17 protein-coding genes are annotated in these 16,967 nt (G+C 48.0%); 2 read left to right on the top strand and 15 right to left on the bottom strand.

The window, feature by feature from the left end; genetic code table 11:
* Nucleotides 1–69: 69 nt before the first annotated feature.
* The 13 genes from treP to coxB form a co-directional block, all read right to left on the bottom strand.
* Nucleotides 70–1,482 (bottom strand): PTS system trehalose-specific EIIBC component, encoded by a 1,413-nt coding sequence (gene treP, locus BLS15_RS13275; protein WP_021256208.1) that lies wholly within the window; start codon nucleotides 1,480–1,482, stop codon nucleotides 70–72.
* 243 nt (nucleotides 1,483–1,725) lie between these two features.
* Nucleotides 1,726–2,442 carry a trehalose operon repressor gene (treR, locus tag BLS15_RS13270; protein WP_090511931.1) on the bottom strand — a complete coding sequence of 239 codons (717 nt, stop codon included), beginning with the start codon at nucleotides 2,440–2,442 and terminating at the stop codon, nucleotides 1,726–1,728.
* A gap of 405 nt (nucleotides 2,443–2,847) precedes the next feature.
* Nucleotides 2,848–4,134, bottom strand: a complete 1,287-nt coding sequence (locus BLS15_RS13265; RefSeq protein WP_090511927.1) for an ABC transporter permease — start codon at nucleotides 4,132–4,134, stop codon at nucleotides 2,848–2,850.
* Nucleotides 4,127–5,032 (bottom strand): ABC transporter ATP-binding protein, encoded by a 906-nt coding sequence (locus tag BLS15_RS13260; protein ID WP_021256211.1) that lies wholly within the window; start codon nucleotides 5,030–5,032, stop codon nucleotides 4,127–4,129. The genes BLS15_RS13265 and BLS15_RS13260 overlap by 8 nt, the downstream gene beginning before the upstream one ends.
* The gene (locus tag BLS15_RS13255) at nucleotides 5,029–5,934 is read right to left on the bottom strand and encodes an ABC transporter ATP-binding protein (RefSeq protein ID WP_090511923.1); all 906 of its coding nucleotides are present in this window, start codon (nucleotides 5,932–5,934) and stop codon (nucleotides 5,029–5,031) included. The genes BLS15_RS13260 and BLS15_RS13255 overlap by 4 nt, the downstream gene beginning before the upstream one ends.
* A gap of 29 nt (nucleotides 5,935–5,963) precedes the next feature.
* Nucleotides 5,964–6,356, bottom strand: coding sequence for a GntR family transcriptional regulator (locus tag BLS15_RS13250; protein WP_021256213.1), 393 nt, complete (start codon nucleotides 6,354–6,356; stop codon nucleotides 5,964–5,966).
* 36 nt (nucleotides 6,357–6,392) lie between these two features.
* Nucleotides 6,393–7,118 (bottom strand): hypothetical protein, encoded by a 726-nt coding sequence (locus BLS15_RS13245; protein ID WP_021256214.1) that lies wholly within the window; start codon nucleotides 7,116–7,118, stop codon nucleotides 6,393–6,395.
* A 346-nt stretch (nucleotides 7,119–7,464) separates the two neighbouring features.
* A complete protein-coding gene (locus tag BLS15_RS13240) occupies nucleotides 7,465–7,929 on the bottom strand; it encodes a DUF420 domain-containing protein (RefSeq protein ID WP_021256215.1) in 465 nt (154 codons plus the stop codon).
* 87 nt (nucleotides 7,930–8,016) lie between these two features.
* A complete protein-coding gene (gene ctaG / locus BLS15_RS13235) occupies nucleotides 8,017–8,925 on the bottom strand; it encodes a cytochrome c oxidase assembly factor CtaG (RefSeq protein WP_028533568.1) in 909 nt (302 codons plus the stop codon).
* Nucleotides 8,926–9,042: 117 nt separating this feature from the next.
* Nucleotides 9,043–9,363 (bottom strand): cytochrome C oxidase subunit IV family protein, encoded by a 321-nt coding sequence (locus tag BLS15_RS13230; protein ID WP_021256217.1) that lies wholly within the window; start codon nucleotides 9,361–9,363, stop codon nucleotides 9,043–9,045.
* Nucleotides 9,364–9,367: 4 nt separating this feature from the next.
* Nucleotides 9,368–9,988, bottom strand: coding sequence for a cytochrome (ubi)quinol oxidase subunit III (locus BLS15_RS13225; protein WP_021256218.1), 621 nt, complete (start codon nucleotides 9,986–9,988; stop codon nucleotides 9,368–9,370).
* Complete coding sequence (ctaD, locus tag BLS15_RS13220) at nucleotides 9,985–11,835, bottom strand: cytochrome c oxidase subunit I (RefSeq protein ID WP_051250016.1); 1,851 nt, start codon at nucleotides 11,833–11,835, stop codon at nucleotides 9,985–9,987. Before ctaD ends, BLS15_RS13225 begins: the two co-directional genes overlap by 4 nt.
* A 64-nt stretch (nucleotides 11,836–11,899) precedes the next feature.
* Nucleotides 11,900–12,973, bottom strand: coding sequence for a cytochrome c oxidase subunit II (gene coxB, locus BLS15_RS13215; RefSeq protein ID WP_021256220.1), 1,074 nt, complete (start codon nucleotides 12,971–12,973; stop codon nucleotides 11,900–11,902).
* 546 nt (nucleotides 12,974–13,519) lie between these two features.
* Here coxB and BLS15_RS13210 point away from each other — a divergent pair.
* Nucleotides 13,520–14,278, top strand: coding sequence for a hypothetical protein (locus BLS15_RS13210; RefSeq protein ID WP_021256221.1), 759 nt, complete (start codon nucleotides 13,520–13,522; stop codon nucleotides 14,276–14,278).
* Between the two features lie 144 nt (nucleotides 14,279–14,422).
* Here the strand turns inward: BLS15_RS13210 and map are convergent, their stop codons facing one another.
* The gene (gene map, locus BLS15_RS13205; protein ID WP_021256222.1) at nucleotides 14,423–15,211 is read right to left on the bottom strand and encodes a type I methionyl aminopeptidase; all 789 of its coding nucleotides are present in this window, start codon (nucleotides 15,209–15,211) and stop codon (nucleotides 14,423–14,425) included.
* Between the two features lie 220 nt (nucleotides 15,212–15,431).
* The gene (locus tag BLS15_RS13200) at nucleotides 15,432–15,620 is read right to left on the bottom strand and encodes a hypothetical protein (protein ID WP_021256223.1); all 189 of its coding nucleotides are present in this window, start codon (nucleotides 15,618–15,620) and stop codon (nucleotides 15,432–15,434) included.
* Nucleotides 15,621–15,878: 258 nt separating this feature from the next.
* On the opposite strand from BLS15_RS13200, the gene BLS15_RS13195 reads away from it, so the two are divergent.
* Nucleotides 15,879–16,907, top strand: coding sequence for a serine hydrolase domain-containing protein (locus tag BLS15_RS13195; RefSeq protein ID WP_090511919.1), 1,029 nt, complete (start codon nucleotides 15,879–15,881; stop codon nucleotides 16,905–16,907).
* Nucleotides 16,908–16,967 lie beyond the last annotated feature (60 nt).

The following is a 16,967-nucleotide window of genomic DNA, read 5'->3' as shown; positions in this document are numbered from 1 at the left end:
CACCACCATGTAGTTCTTATTTTTAGTACGATATAGGTATCGCTCTGTGTATCGTTATGAATGCCCTAATTATGCCTGACGCTTCGTCTTCCCGATAATAAGCGTAATGACGAACGGTACAATCAACGCCACCGCCATGCCGAGGAAGAATGGAACCCACTGCTGCGGGAAGATAGATAGGAAGCCTGGCAATCCGCCAACGCCGATAGACACGGCCTTTACCTGAAATGCTGAGATAACGACTGCGCCCAATGCAGAGCCGATCATCGCTGAGATGAACGGGTACCGCAGCCGCAGATTCACACCGAACATCGCAGGCTCAGTAATGCCCAAGTAAGCAGATATCGCCGAGGTCACGGACATCCCTTTCAGCTTCTCGTCTTTAGTAACGAACACCATCGCAAGCGCCGCCGAGCCCTGCGCAATGTTGGACAAGGCGAGAATCGGCCATAGGAACGTGCTGCCCGTGCTTGCAATGAGCTGCAGGTCGACTGCCAGGAATGTATGATGCATACCTGTTACGACAAGCAGCGCATACAAGCCGCCGTAAATAAGTCCACCCAGTACAGCCGCATGCTCGAAAATTCCAACGAAAGCCGATGTGATGGCGTTGCCGATTGTGAAGGTCAACGGTCCAATCACGATAAAGGACAAAAACCCGGTAAGAAGCAGCGTAGTCGGAGCGACCAACAGCAGCTTGAAGCCGTCCGGCACACGCTTGTTCAGAAAGCCCTCGATCTTCGCCAAGCAGAAAGCAGATACAAGTACAGGAAGCACTTGCCCTTGATAGCCAATCTTCTCAAATTCAAAACCAAACAAGTTCCAGTGCGGTACCGTACCATTCGCAACTGCATCCCCATATGCCCAAGCATTCAGCAAATCCGGATGGATAAGCATTAAGCCAAGTACAATCCCGAGCAGTTCACTGCCGCCGAACTTTTTAACCGCTGACCAGCCGATCAGCCCCGGCAGGAAGACGAAGGCGGTATTGGCGATCAGATTGATCATCTCCGCGAAACCCTTCCACTGAGCATATACATCAATGAAGGCTTGATCCGCGAAGAAGATGCCCTTGCCAGTCAATATATTGTTGATCCCCATCAATAGACCTGCCGTAATAATAGCAGGCAAAATCGGAATGAAGATATCTGCAAGCGCCTTCACTGCACGCTGCAATGGGTTTAGTTTCTTGGATGCCACATTCTTGATGTCCTGCGTAGACGCCCGTTCCCCACCGCTAATCTCAAGCAGCTTCTCGTACACCTTCTGTACAAGTCCTGGACCGATTATGACTTGGAACTGCCCGTTCGTCGCAAATGATCCTTTGACAAGTTCATTCTTCTCCAAAGCTTGCTGATCAACAATGCTTTCGTCGTTCAATGCAAAGCGAAGTCGCGTCACACAATGCGTAACCGCAGAAATATTTTCTTTTCCACCAATGGCTTCTAAAATCTGCTCAACCGAACGTTGATCAACTGCCATATCGATGTACCTCCCCAATGGAATCGCTTCCACGTTTGTTGAGACCATTATAACTTGTATAGACAGGTTTGTAAACACTTGTATAGACAAGTTGCTTCGGAGATCGTGAAAAAACAGCGGTCACTCTAGGATTTCTTTTCTCATCCAAGACTGCCGCTGTTTCATTTCGTTAAGTTACGTCAACTATAAAATTCGCAACATCGGTTTGTTTTATCAATTGAATACGAGATGCTTAGTACTTCGTCATCGTCTCCGCGCAAAGTCAGTAAACACAAATCGTTCAGGATGATGGCGCGATTCCGTGTACTCGAACAACTCACCATCATGCATATATACATAGTTCTTCACAACGACGACGAAGCCGTACGATTTCATGATCAAGTGTTCCCGATCCTTGGCCGTCGCAGGCTCCACCTGGATCACGCGCTGGGCAAAGCCTATTTTGTGCCCTAACTGCTGTTCGATATAGTCGTATATCGAGCGCTCAGCAATTTCCTTTGTTAGGCCCTCCACCTTCTCCTTTAAAAAATAATTGATATCTAAAATAATGCGCTCTCCGCCAAGCTCGCGCACCCGATGCAAACAATATGCTGTTGCGCCCAATGGCAGCTTAGTCCGCTCATGCAGCTTGTCCGTAATCGTTATTTCCTCAAAGTAAGGTACGGTCGTCTCGAACTTCTGCCCGCTGCTCTCGCTTGCTTCCTTGAAGCTGACCAATCCGCCGAACGAGAATGCGATGGCATTATTGTCTAACACATATACGCCCTTGCCAGGATGGCGATTGACAAGCCCTTCTTCGACAAGCAGATCGAGCGCGTTACGAATCGTTCCCCGGCTCGTGTCATAGATAACGCAAAATTCATGCTCCGAAGGAAGCTTTGTTCCCGGTGCGTATTCACCTGAAGCAATCTTCCCCCTAATATCTTCATAAATGGCCATATACAGCTTATTTGTAGTCATCTTTATAACTAACCCCCAATAATGCTTCCGTCCTAACCTTCCTTGCTTGCCTCTATCATATCACGATTGCTGCAGCAGTTAAAAAGAAGGGCACCACACTACACGGTAACCGCTAAAGCCCAAGAAAAAGACGCTGTCCGCGCAGCGCCTTTCATGTTTTCACCTCAATCAGAGAATGTCATGGATAGAACGACAAATACGCTCAATTTTCATACTACCCACGTGGTAATGAATTGAATGAAACACACTCAAAGAAAGCTGGTTGAATAGAAAAAAACCTGATAAACCAAGGTATGGCTTATCAGGCAATATACATCATTTTAAATCTATGCCTTCATTTGTCTCAAATATTGTGGTATCCGTCTCAATTATAACTGTTACTCACAAGGTGATTTGAAGCTCGGACTAGATTTTGTACGCCTTCATCGCCTTGCGAAGTTCCTTCCACGATGGGCGCTTGCCGTACATAAGCACGCCTGTGCGGTAAATCTTCGCAGCGAGCCAGCCGAAGAACAGGATGGATACGATCAAGATCGCAATGCTCACCCAGAATTCCCACCATGCAGCATTTCCCGTACCAATCCGCAGCAGCATCGAGGTCGGTGTGAAGAATGGAACAAAGGATGTCGCTTTTACCAGCAAGGTGTTCGGTGACGACACGCTAAACATTACAATGTAGAATGCCGCCAACGATAGCATCGTAATCGGCATAATCGCTTGTGCCAAGTCTTCAGTCCGGCTAACGAGCGAGCCTACTGCTGCGAACAGCGTTGCATATAGGAAGTAGCCAAGCACATAGAGCAGCAATCCACCACCAACCACTGTCCAATCAATCATCGAGATATCGAAGTTGAGTGCCTTCAGCGGGGCTGAATTGTGCGGCAGCAGCAGATTAATCACAACCACAGCGAAGAACACAATAATTTGTATCAGCCCAAGTATGAACATGCCGATAATTTTCCCGAACATTTGCGCGAGCGGCGATACGCTTGTAATGAGAATTTCCATAATGCGCGAGCTCTTCTCTTGCGTAACCTCGGATGCAATCATGTTGCCTGTCATCGTATTCGTCATGAAGAACAGAACGATCAATATCATAACGACGATAATCGAAATCGCTTTTTGTGTCGGATTTTCTTCCTCCGCTTTCTCGCCTTCCTTCACGATCTTCTGCGTATCAATCATAACCGGCTTGCTCAGCTCTGCCTTCTGCTGTTCGGTAAGTGAATCCTTCACGAGCCACTCTGTCTTCACTGCACTTAATGCACCTGTAACCGTCGCCTCATCGCCATGTCCAAGCTCATCCTTGCCATGGAACACAACCTGCGGGAACGATTGCTTCTCCACATTGCCCGCTTCGTCCTTCTTCGGCTCGAACTTCAAGTATCCTTCCAGATCGCCGGACTCCGCTTTCTTGCGCAGCTCCTCTTCTGAAGCGGACGGAACAAGTTTCAAGTCGCTCCCGCCATGCTTCGCCAATTGATCTTCAAATGATTTCACAATGCCCGCGTACTCTCCACCCTGTACCAGACCGATTGATGTAGGTTCATCGCTCGAAAATTGTGAGATCAGATACGGAATATTAACCCCAACTGACATAATGAGTGCTAAAATAATCGTCGTAATGATGAACGACTTCGTCATCATCTTCGTCTTCAATGTGAATCGAATGACCGTCCCCAGGTTATGCATTAGATTCGCCTCCAACTGCTTTAATGAAGATCTCGTTCAATGTCGGCTCCTTCAGCTCGAACTGCTGAACTGTCGATTGTGCCATCGCCAGCTGCAGGATATCCTGTGCGGCCACTTCATTCGTAATGTGCAGTTTATAACCGTCTCCTGTTCGGGAAACGGATTGGACGCCTGCGATGCGATCCAAACCATCCACATCTCCACTCGTGCGCAGGATGACATGCTCTCGTGGATATTGAGATTTCAATTCACGCAGCGACCCTTGCAGCACCGCATTACCCTTTTGCAAAATCGTCAGGTTCTGGCACAGTTCTTCTACATGCTCCATCCGGTGCGTAGAGAACAGAATGCTCGTGCCTTGATCGCGCAGCTCCTTAACCGTCTCCTTCAACAATTCGACGTTAACGGGATCCAAGCCGCTGAACGCTTCGTCCAAGATGAGCAGCTTCGGCTTGTGAACAATAGCTGCAATGAAGCCGATTTTCTGCTGATTCCCCTTAGACAGCTCCTCAATTTTCTTGTTGTAGTTTTCCGGTACATTGAACCGTTCCAGCCAATACTTTAGGTTCTTGTCTGCTTCCGCACGCTTCATCCCGCGCAGCTGCGCCAAGTACGTTACCTGCTCGCTAATCTTCACCTTCGGGTACATTCCCCGTTCCTCCGGCAAATACCCGAGGATGCGAGTCAGCCCTTCATGATACGGCTTCCCATGATACGTAATAGATCCGCCATCTGGATAAATAAGACCAAGAACCATCCGCATTGTCGTCGTCTTGCCCGCACCATTCGCACCAAGCAATCCGTAGATTTCCCCTTCTTCTACCTTAAAGCTAAGACCATTCACGGCTGTCTTGTCACCGTACTGCTTCACGACTTGCTGCAACTGTAATGGATTCATTGCGCGTATACGCTCCCCTCAATATGCATCTCAATCATATAAGCTAATATGTCATCCAGCTCCAATGCGTGAGTCTGAACAACCTCAATCCCTTCTTCGTGCAAAAAACGCTCCAAACCGGTAGCATTATGCGCAATAAGTCTTACCCCGAAGCGCTCCTGCATAGCCTTCATCAGACCTGGTGCACCTTCGTAATCCGCTGCCTCGCCATCCACGACGAACACCTTCCACGCATCGAACAGGGCGTCCTTTTCCGTAAAATGAAGCACCTTGCCCTTATGCATGACCAGAATATAATCAGCCAACCGCTTTACCTCATCCACGATATGTGTCGCGATTAAGACGGTCCGCTTCCCATCCTTTAAATACGCATGCAAATCCTTGATCATCATGCGCCAAGATAGTGGATCGAACCCGGAGGACGGTTCATCAAGCACTAGCAGCTCTGGCTTCGGACATATCGCAACGATCAAATCCAGCTTACGGCGCATTCCCTTCGACAGCTTGCTCAGCTTCTGCTTCGGCGGCAGCTCATACTTCGCCATAAGCTGATGGTAGAGCTGCCAATCCCATGATGGATACCACTGTGATACAAAGGATACAAGCTGTTCCGCTGTCATATCGTCCATCTCCGAATCGGAGTTCTCCGCTACGTAGCCAATACGCGCCTTCACAAGTGTACTTAGCTCTGGCTCTGTCTTCTCCTGCAGCACGATTATCGTCCCTTCATCAGGATGAACAAGCCCCAGGCTCATTCCGAGCATCGTCGTCTTGCCTGACCCATTTGTACCTATGATCGCGGTGACACAGCCTTGTGGTATGCATAGATTTAACGGGCCAATGCGGAAGTTGTCACGCTGCTTCACTACCTGTTTCATCTCAATTATATGTTGATTGTCCAATGCTTCTCCCCCCTTGTACGCACCAAATGCTAGCTCCCGCTGTGCTTGCGCTGGATGACTTCCTGAAGCATCTGCATGAGTTCATCAGTGGATACATCCACATGCATTGCAGCTTCAACGGCTTGCTCAAGTGCCTGCTCGATTGCTTCCTTCCGATACCTGTCGCGTTCTGCCGCTTGAACCGGTGTCACAAACGTCCCCGTGCCCTGCTTCGTCCGCAGCAGCCCTTCGTTCTCCAAGTCTTGATACACCCTTCTTACCGTGATGACGCTGCATTGGAGCTGATTCGCGAATTCGCGTATAGACGGGAGCAGCATCCCCTCTTCGACCTGTCCGCTCAGGATAAGTGCGCGAAGCTGATGTTTAATCTGGGCGTACAACGGTTCAGAACTGTTCGTATTAATTTGAATCGGTATAAACACCGCTCCTCATCACCTCCTGACTCGTTCTGTTCTTCTTCACATCCAATCTCGCTTCAGAACGATCTTATGCAAACGATTCATTCCGATCACTATCGAATTGACGATGATAACGATGGACAACACGATACCCATCCAAGGGTACGATCGCGCTACGTCTACCACAGTCTGTAAAATACTTCCGTCCGCTACCGCTATCAGGACGGACACCATGGTTATAACGCCTAGTAGAATAAATGTATACCTCATATATAGTCGCCCGCTCATGCTCAGCTCACACGAGATATACAACCAATTAACAGCAACAGCGTACGCTACCAGCATGAATACATAGGATAAGATGCTGATCCAGCCAAGACTTCTCAATGTCTCACTGAGTAAGTAGTGCCCCACGATAACAATGCTCATATTAATCAGCAGAGCCACACACATCTGCATCGTACGTGAATACACTATGGTTCTCGCATCGATTGGGAGTATGCGCAGCTTCCTCATCCATTTCGTATACGAGTCATCCTTCATATATCGCATCGATCTTCGAGAGATAAAGAAGCCAAGATTCGGGATCGTAAAAAGAAACACAAAATCCGCAACCCCCTTGAAAGCTCTCGTCAAGACCTCGTCGCCACGAAATAACTCTCGCAACACCAGACCGCTCATCGTGGCCATATAAACACTGAACGCTACCGTCATCAACAAGCCCCACTTGAATCGAACAAGATCGCTCTTTACAAGCATCCATGCTTCTCTATATGGTCTGCGCACTGTAAGACCCCCTTTATATCAAACTGATTCACACTATAGATCGGTAAATCAAGTGTGCTTGCTCGCTCATCACTGTGCTTACTGTATATATCTTTATACACAGTATAATGAGTGACTACTTCCCTGTCAATTCATCATTAGGAAAAATAAACATTACCCTATCCAGACTCATCTTTATTTGCACCGTTAAAAGCCTACTATGCTGAAGAATCTAAGCATGCAAAAAAAGCTCGCCTTTCGCACTTAAAGTGCAGAAAGAACGAGCTTCTTCTAAACTAACCATCGCACTCAGAACAAACCAGCGATTCGTGGAAATCCTCTTCACAGATCGCCGTCTACTAGTTGATTACAGACCAAATATAGCATCTATTACTGGCTTTGTATGACCACCTGGATACAAGATATACAGCAAAAGATATACGGTTGCCCCTGTTATTGCAGTAATGAACCAGATGACAGAGGTGAACTTACCCAGCTTGCGGTGCTTCGCATAACTCCCTTTATACCCTGTATACAGTGTCGTCAAGCCGAACACAGCTGCTACAGCTGCAAGGACAATATGGAACAACAGGAAGACCAGATAATATACCTTAAGGTCATCCGGGCCGCCCCATGCGGTATTGCCAACGAAAACCGTGCGAGACGCATAAATAATGAAGAAGATTGTCGCAGCTACGGCCGCTGCCAGCATCGTCTTCTTATGCTGTTCCCGCTTGCCCTTAATAATTTGAGCCCAACCGATAGCCACCAATATGGCGCTGACGACGATGAACGTCGTGCTGATAGTTGGCATAATAAAGTACAGATCCACGAATGAAACGCCCTCCTCATATACATCGGCAACGAAGCAGCCAATAACTCTCCTGCTTCTGCTTACGCTACCCATTATAGAGCATTTTTACGAATTCAACTGCCCTTCTGCTGTGGTGTCCACAAAATCGTCATCATCTTTACTTTCACGTCTGAACCAGTGGACGAATACGTAGAAGAGAATACAGCCATACATCGTTTCTTGAATCAGCTTCATTAGAATGCCTCCGAGCTGTTGATCTTCAATCGGAGTGAACCAATTAAAGAAGCTAGGCCCATCAAATGCGGCGAGCATCTTTACAGGATCCCCGGATATGCAATAGCCCATTGCCTGCACCCAGGCTTCCTTGTCCACATACGTAGCATAGAGAGGTTCGCTTGCAAAGATGATTAATGCACAGGCAGGAGTAATTAGAACGCCATTCAAAAAAACATAGCCCATCTTCTTCACATCTGTCAGCGAGTTCCACTCTGGTACCGGAACGACGATTGGCCACCACATCAGCATAGCAGCAATGAACAATACAATGTAGTAAATAATATGTTCCGTATAATGAGTCATGACGTAATCATGCACTGCCGGCACATGATAGAAAGAGAACAAGGTATTGAATAGAACAGCGCTAAGAATCGGATTCGTTAACAGCTTCAATCGCTTCAGCGGCTTGCGATCCAATAGATATCGCCATAACCAGGACGGAATAGCTAATAATAGAAGCGGCGGTACAATGATGTATGATAATGCCATCATCGCCATATGGAAGGTGAACATCATATGACTCATCATATTAATAGGTCCGCCTTGAGCTAGGTAGAGCAAGCCTGTCCCAATTACGAACATTAGCTTCTTCGACGCTGGCACTGGCTCAGAAGATGAGAATCGATTGCGAAAAGGCCCTGTCAGCCCGAAATATAACACATTAATAAGCACCGTTGCTGTAAGAAACAACGGACTCCACACATCATAGAAACTAAAGTACTCTGTCAATCCGAACATAAATGTTCAGCCCTCCTCATCCTGCAACACCCGAGGCGCCACCATTTCGCCACATTTAGCCCTATTACGGAAAAAGAGGCGACGCTCTTCGCGTCCCCTCTTCTCACTTATCCGACTTTACCACCATACCCAATACACAGCCATTATAATGGCCGTGAAAGCAATGACGGCTCCACCTATCATGAACAGTATCGGAATCATATGTCCTTTATCTTTCATATGCATCCAATACCCCATCTGAATGACAACCTGCAAGACAGCCATGACGAGAAGGATGATAACCGTGAACGTTGGGTTTACTTCACCCGCTGAACCTACCGTAGCAAATGCGATCAACGTAAGCACAATAGAGAAGATGAATGCAATAATATGCTTCTGCTTGCCCTCATGCTTATGTCGACGCTTCGAGTTGTCTGATGTTACTTGGTGTGTTGTCACTTGGTTAACCCACCTTTCCCATGAGGTATACAACTGTGAAGATGAATACCCACACAACGTCGATAAAGTGCCAGTACAGTGCGGAGACGTAAATCTTCGGTGCTGTAACCAAATTCAAGCCCTTCTTCATTGTTTGCAAAATAACAAGTGTGATCCATACGACACCAAAGGCAACGTGCGCGCCATGGAAGCCGACCAGGGTGTAGAAGGATGAACTGAACGCACTCGTCGTAAACGTGTGACCTTCATGCACATATTCTACGAACTCGTATATTTCAAGACATAAGAATCCTAGTCCCAATGCAACCGTTACTGCGAGCCAGCTGAGCATGGCTTTGACTTCTTTGCGATGCATCGCTTGAATAGCGAACACGCTCGTCAAGGAGCTGGTCAGCAAGATCATTGTTGCAGCCGCAATCATTGGAAGCTTGAACAGCTCGGAAGCGGCAGGACCATCACCGATTTGGTTGCGTAGCGCAAGGAATGTTGCGAACAGCGTACCGAACAATACTGCCTCTCCGCCAAGGAACAACCAGAAGCCGACGACCTTATTGCGGCCTTCTAGGGTTGCTTTTTCCGGCTCATGTGGCCATTCGCCTTCTGCGTGATGTGCATGTGCACTCATGCTTTAACCCCCTTCTGCTCCAACTCTTCCGGTTCGATATGATATCCATGGTCGTCCTTAATCGAACGCAGGAACATACAGCCGAATGTAATCAGCAGGCCGAAACCTGCAACGATATGATTGTTGAACAAACCGTTCAGCAGTGCATTATTGAAATCATCCTTCGCGAACATAAAGCCGAAACCTGCCACGAACAAGCCAACAGACATCATGAACGGGAGAATAGATGGCGATGGCATATGAATGGAACCAATCGGCTCTGCAGCCGGCATTTCCGTGTTGCCCTCCATCTTTTCTTTCCACCAAGCATCATAGCCGCGCACAAGCGGAGTTTGCTTGAAGTTGTACTCTGGCGGTGGAGATGGAATTGTCCATTCCAGCGTACGTCCATCTTCCCAAGGATCGTTGCCCAGGTTCTTCGGATCTCTTGATGTAATTACAATGTTGTACAAGAACATAAGAACCCCGATACCCATCATGATTGCCCCGATCGTACTTACCAAGTTCATGAGGTCGAAGCCTTGATTCGGCAAGTACGTAAAGACCCGACGCTGCATTCCAATCAAACCAAGGAAATGCTGAACGAAGAATGTCAATTGGAATCCAATCCAGAACATCCAGAAGGTAGCTTTGCCTAGTCCTTCACGAAGCATGCGTCCGAACATCTTTGGCCACCAGAAATGGAGCCCTGCGAACAAGCCAAGCACCAAACCACCAACAATAACGTAGTGGAAGTGCGCTACGACGAAGTACGTATCATGGAACTGGAAGTCAGCAGGCGCAGATGCCAGCATGACGCCTGTAACCCCACCCATAACGAATGTTGGAATGAAACCTACTGCGTAGAGATTGGCCGCGGTGAACTTAATCGAACCGCCCCACATCGTGAATAGCCAGTTAAATATCTTAATACCGGTTGGTACTGCGATAAGCATCGTTGCAATCGAGAACAGCGCATTCGCTACTGGCCCAAGACCAACTGCAAACATATGGTGAGCCCATACCATGAAGCCTAAGAAACCGATCAGGATCGTTGCGAATACCATGGAGCTGTACCCGAATAGGCGCTTGCGAGAGAACGTACTGATGACGTCGGAGATAATCCCGAACGCCGGCAAAATCAGAATGTATACTTCCGGGTGACCGAAGATCCAGAAGATGTGCTGCCAGAGCACTACACTTCCTCCATTCGGTACATAGAAGAAGTTCCCGCCAAACAAGCGGTCGAACATGAGCAGGATCAATCCTACCGTTACAGCAGGGAAAGCGAACAGAATTAATGCAGACGTAATAAAGGACGCCCATGTAAACATCGGCATGCGCATGAAGGACATTCCCGGCGCGCGCATGTTAATAATCGTTGCCAAGAAGTTAATGCCCCCGATGAGTGTACCCAAACCAGAAATCTGCAAGCCGATGGTGTAGAAATCCACACCGTGCGTTGGGCTATAATCCGTATTTGATAACGGTACGTAAGATGTCCAGCCTGCATCAGGCACACCGCCCATCAGCCAGCTCAAGTTCAGCAGCAAGCCGCCGAAGAAGAATGTCCAGAAGCCGAGTGCGTTCAAGAACGGGAACGCAACGTCACGAGCCCCTATCTGCAGCGGAATAATGGCATTCATTAGTGCAAAGATAATCGGCATTACACCGAGGAAAATCATCGTGGTGCCGTGCATGGTAATCAATTCATTAAAAGTTTTTGCGTCTACGAAATCATTCATAGGCTGAATTAATTGTATCCGGATCAAGATGGCTTCAATACCGCCAATACCGAAGAATAAAGCCCCGGCGATAAGGTACAGAATGCCGATCTTCTTATGGTCGACCGTCGTCAGCCAATCCATCAAGCCGCGATGTCGCTTCACCGTGTGAGCCAAGGTCGTTACCTCCCCTAGAAGATGCTGAAATCTACTGCTTATTGATTGCTTTCAAGGAATCAAGCTTGTAATCTGCCAAGTATTTCACGATGCCATCGAGTTCTTGCTCGGACAACTTATCTTTGAATGCTGGCATCTTATTGCCAGGCTTCACCTTCTCCGGATCCTGAATCCATTGACGGAGATGATCCTCGATCTTCTTCTGATCCAGCACCTCATCAGCGGTTTCACGGTTCAGCATGATGCCGGCTATAGCCTCACGACTACCCATCCCTTTCAGGTTAGGTCCCATGGACGGCTTATTATCGATAGCGTGGCAAGACAAGCAGTTCTGCTTGAAGCTCTCAGCAACTTGTGTGTCACCTACGAACGGTTTTGGTTCGGCCTTCATCTCATTCACCCAAGCCGTGAATGTAGCTTCACTGACTGCCTTCACCTTAAATTCCATAAATGCGTGGGAGTATCCGCATAGCTCAGCGCACTTCCCTCGATACACGCCTTCCACATACGTCTCAATGTACATCTTGTTGACGTTGCCGGATGGGTTCGTATCCATCTTGCCTGCAATGGATGGAAGCCAGAAGGAGTGAAGGACATCAGCTGTCTTCAACTCAAGCGCAATCTTCTTCCCGTTCGGAACAATCATGTCTTGTGCTGTTGTAATCCCGTACTCAGGATATTCGAATTCCCACCAATATTGATGACCTGTTACCTTAACCTTAATTGCATCTTTGTCTTGGCTATAGTCCTCAGCGAAGGCAAATACATACTTCACCGTTGGAACTGCCAAAATAATGAGGAGGATGATCGGAATGACCGTCCAAATCACTTCAAGCTTGTGGTTCCCTTCGACTTGCTTCGGAATCTCGTTCTGTCCCGGTCGTCTGCGATAGCGAAGGACGACATAAATGGAAATACCGAATACGACAATAACGACTAGCGTCATAATCGTAATCGCCAACTGCATTAATCCGAACTGCTTGTCTGCAATGGGCCCCTGCGGATTGAGAGCCGATATATCAGCACGACCGCAAGCACTTAGGAGCAGGACGAGTCCGGCGAACAGTGGAAGTAGTCGCTTCACTGCGTGCCACCGATTCATCATTGATCAACCCCACTTTGTACGTTTTCGCTGATTACCCCATCGCATGCTGTGTCGAAATCTCAATGCAAGTGCCCCTATGGCTTAGAAGTGAGTACAAGCTGCCGTCCATCCAGATAAGCCAATATTAACCAATCATTCATCGCGCAGAGAATCCATTGCGCAATGAAGGCGCATGCATATTCGAATTCAGACCGGTAAGAATCCTTCTTCGGAAGTCATTCTCATGCTCGAATGCCTTCAGGCAGGCCCCGGTTTAAACACGGATGTCGTAATCCTGTCAATTACTACAATCACTTACCTAAATATAATTTCCATATATTTATTTGTCAATGTTTCCCGGTCAGTTCACAAAGTGTTCAAATACTCTGAAAAACGGCTTTATATCAGTATTTGTAAACGGTTACAAAATACAAAATGAGACTGCTCTCCTTTGTCGAAACCACTCAATTTCTGGCAGTTTCCTGCCTGTTTTGATCACAAAAATCTATATTCCGCATACTCACATGTTGATTTTTGAACACTAATGGAAGTAAATAAGGAGGTTGAATGGAGTTGTCAAATGATGTTCACAACAACGCAAATCACGTTCACTGGATTGTCACATTTATAATCGCCGCTGTCATGCTGGTCTCTTCCGGCTGTGCTGGGATGGAGGCTGAGAAGTCAAGGTCGCCGGGAGGCAACACGAAGGCGAACTATGCAGATCGGAAGGTCAAGGAGCAATCAGCACCTTCTGGAACCCCGTTGCCCCAAATGGGCACCGAAAGCAACCATCGTACGAAACAGAACACAATGCAGTCCCATTCCACATCTCAGCCGCAGGCATTGTCTAATCCGCGTCCCCTGTTCATCAATCAATCTGTCAGCGATGCTGTCGGACACCTGGATGGAGTCAGTGTAGCCTATGTCTTGCAGCATAAGGATACCGCTTATGTCGCGCTCACGCTTGATGGCACAGGCCTAGGTACAATCGGCAGCGGAGGCAAGCATGAGCAATCCCGAATCGGCGCCCCAAATACAGCTGGACATATGGAACGCGAGGCGAATCGCTGGCCCCCGCGCTTCATTACATCGGATAGTCCGGTACGTACAGTGAAGCAGAGCGACAAATTATCAGATGAGCTCCTTCACACCATCGACAAGACGGTTCGGAGTCAGACCTCTGGGGTGAAACATGTTCGAATTAGCGCCAATATGGACTTATTCAACGGATTAACTCCTTATGTCATGCACGCTTATCCTGGAGATTCTCTGCAATTCGCAGAGGCGGATATTATGAAGCTTATACACCGCACAATGCACTAACAACTCATGAGACGTCGAACAACTCTAACTGACGTTGAGAATGATGAGAGTTACTTGCACTAGTTTTAGGGGGGGGTGCAGGCCGCATCGCTCCCTCATATTTCTACCTATATAATTATGGGTATATAGTTGATCTGCCCTATCCTAAGTCCATGACGAATTATTCTTTCCCCCTGGTGTAAATGGAAGACAAGTCAAAATACGCGGTCCATCTGCAGTCACCGCTACGGTATGCTCGAAGTGCGCTCCCCAGGAACCGTCACATGTAGCAACAGACCATCCATCTGCACCCAGAATCACATCACCAGATGTACCTAGCGTAAATATCGGTTCAAGCGTTATGACCATCCCTTCTTCCAAATTAGGCCCACGTCCAGGCCATCCATCATTCGGAATTTCAGGAGGTTCATGAATAGACTGCCCGATACCATGCCCCACAAGCGCAGTAACGACTCCATAGCCCGCATCACGCCCCATTCGTCCGATCGCAGCCGCTATATCCCCAACCGCCCTTCCAGGGGTCGCCAGCTTCGCTGCGTATCGTAATGCATGAAGTGTCTGTTGCATAAGACGCTTGGCCTCAGGTTGTATGTGGCCAATTCCATAGGTCCATGCCATATCTGCGAGCCATCCTTTGTAATTCACCACAAAATCTATCGTAACGAGGTCACCTGATTTAAGAGGTTTTGCAGACGGGAATCCATGGCATACAACCTGATTCACTGATGCGCATGTTGCATACGGATAACCATAATACCCTTTCTGCTCAGCAGTTGCTCCCTGCTGCAATAACCAGCTCTCTACGAACTGGTCAATTTCCACCGTTGTAACGCCAGGTGCGAGCCTTGACGCCACTTCACGATGGCAGCGGGCTGCCAAGTATCCTGCCTTCTGCATCAGCTCTAGCTGCGCAGCAGTCTTCGTATTCTCCATCGCTTACTCCCCCAACGTTACATGTCCCAATGATAAGTATATGCACGGGATCATCTGTTATAGAAGCACTATTGGAACCCCTTCATTTAACCCATACATACGCAAACAAGGCGCCCCGATTTACCGGCGCGCCTACTCTGTACGTATTCTCAGTTATTCCTTACATTCGCAGGTTAGCACTTCAGTTCCTCGTAATGTCTGATCAGAGACGGTTATGACGTTACGACACACTGGAATCCATTTTGCACATTTCCAACTCTACAAGCTGAGTTAATTCATCTTCATAGCCACCCATAATCCGGTACTTCCGGATGTACTCCTTCACGAATTTCCGAGGATTCTTCGGACGGAAAATACGTGTCATCTCCAACAAGCTTTCTTTCACTTCGTTGTGACCTTTTGTTGCCATGAAAATTCCCTCCCAAAGCGTTGTAGATCATGCCCCGCAACGGAGAACCAATTGGACTATCGCTTCACTTACTGGAATTTGCAACCTTTTAGTTCTAGTATATCATATTCAGCCGAGCTGCAAAATCACACCAACATATCTTAATCATTTCTCCATTGGGTATGCTAGTAACAACATTAGAGTTAACATACAACGCGTAATCATGCTGTCGTAAGGCTTAAATTCCATTACTACTACAATAAACAGGAGCAATCTCAAATGAATCAGCATCCCTCAAGTCCAATTCAAGCTTACGCAGCGGAACAGGCTGGATTTGACCATGGTAAATTGCAGCAGGCATTGGGTACGCTGCCTAAATTGTTCCCCCGTATGTATTACTTCGCGTGTGCGCGTCATGGACAAGTAATCGCAGAGGTGTATGCCGAAGGGGTAAGACCTGGGCAATTCTATGATCTGCGTTCCGCTACCAAAAGCTTTATCTCAACACTCGTGGGCATTGCCGTTCATCGTGGGGACATGCCTTCGCTGCATGAACCAATTGCTGACTATTTGCCGCAAGACATCGTGGGCAAACGCCAGAAAGATACTTGGTGGCACCGCATTACCTTCAAGCATTTGCTTACAATGACATCAGGCTTGCTATGGGAGACAGGCAATCGACTCGGAGAGCGCTGGATACGCAGCTTCCATAACAGCAGCAGCTGGGTAAAGTATGCGCTGCGACTGCCCGTCCATCCCGAACGGTTCGGACAATTTCAATATCGGAGCATTGATTCCCATCTGTTATCGGTTCTGCTCACCTCTTGCACTGGGATACGTGCAGATGAATATGCAAGAGCGCATCTCCTATCTCCAATAGGCATCGATCATTACCGCTGGGACTTATCTCCTGACGGGCATGCAGCAGGCCATATTGGACTCTGGCTGACTGGACCAGATATGCTTCGATTCGGCCAGCTCATACTAGACGGTGGTTCCATCCAACCTGCTGGTAATGAAGGATCAGACGAGCGCTTTCACGTCATACCCTCTACATGGATTACGGAATCGCATCGCCCCTATTCACCTGGCATGCCTGCTTTTGGCGCCTACGGCTACCAATGGTGGCTCCACCAATTAGGCAGCAAGGAGGCAGCTTGTGCAGTTGGTCATGGCGGACAAGTTATATATGTAGTGCCGTCGCGCTCCCTTACTGCCGTGTTCGCTGGCAATCCACATGTATGCCGGTGGAGACATCCGAAGCGTTGGATGGAAGAGCAGCTGTTGTCTGCTGCTACATTTTCTTAATATTCAATCCGACTATCGCTGCTGGCGAGGGCTTGTGCCGCACGATATAATGGTACAATC

Source organism: Paenibacillus sp. cl6col (assembly GCF_900102125.1).
GTDB classification, from domain to species: domain Bacteria; phylum Bacillota; class Bacilli; order Paenibacillales; family Paenibacillaceae; genus Paenibacillus_B; species Paenibacillus_B suaedae.
Note: the sequence above shows the minus strand (reverse complement) of the source record. Positions and strands in the feature narration are given on the sequence as shown.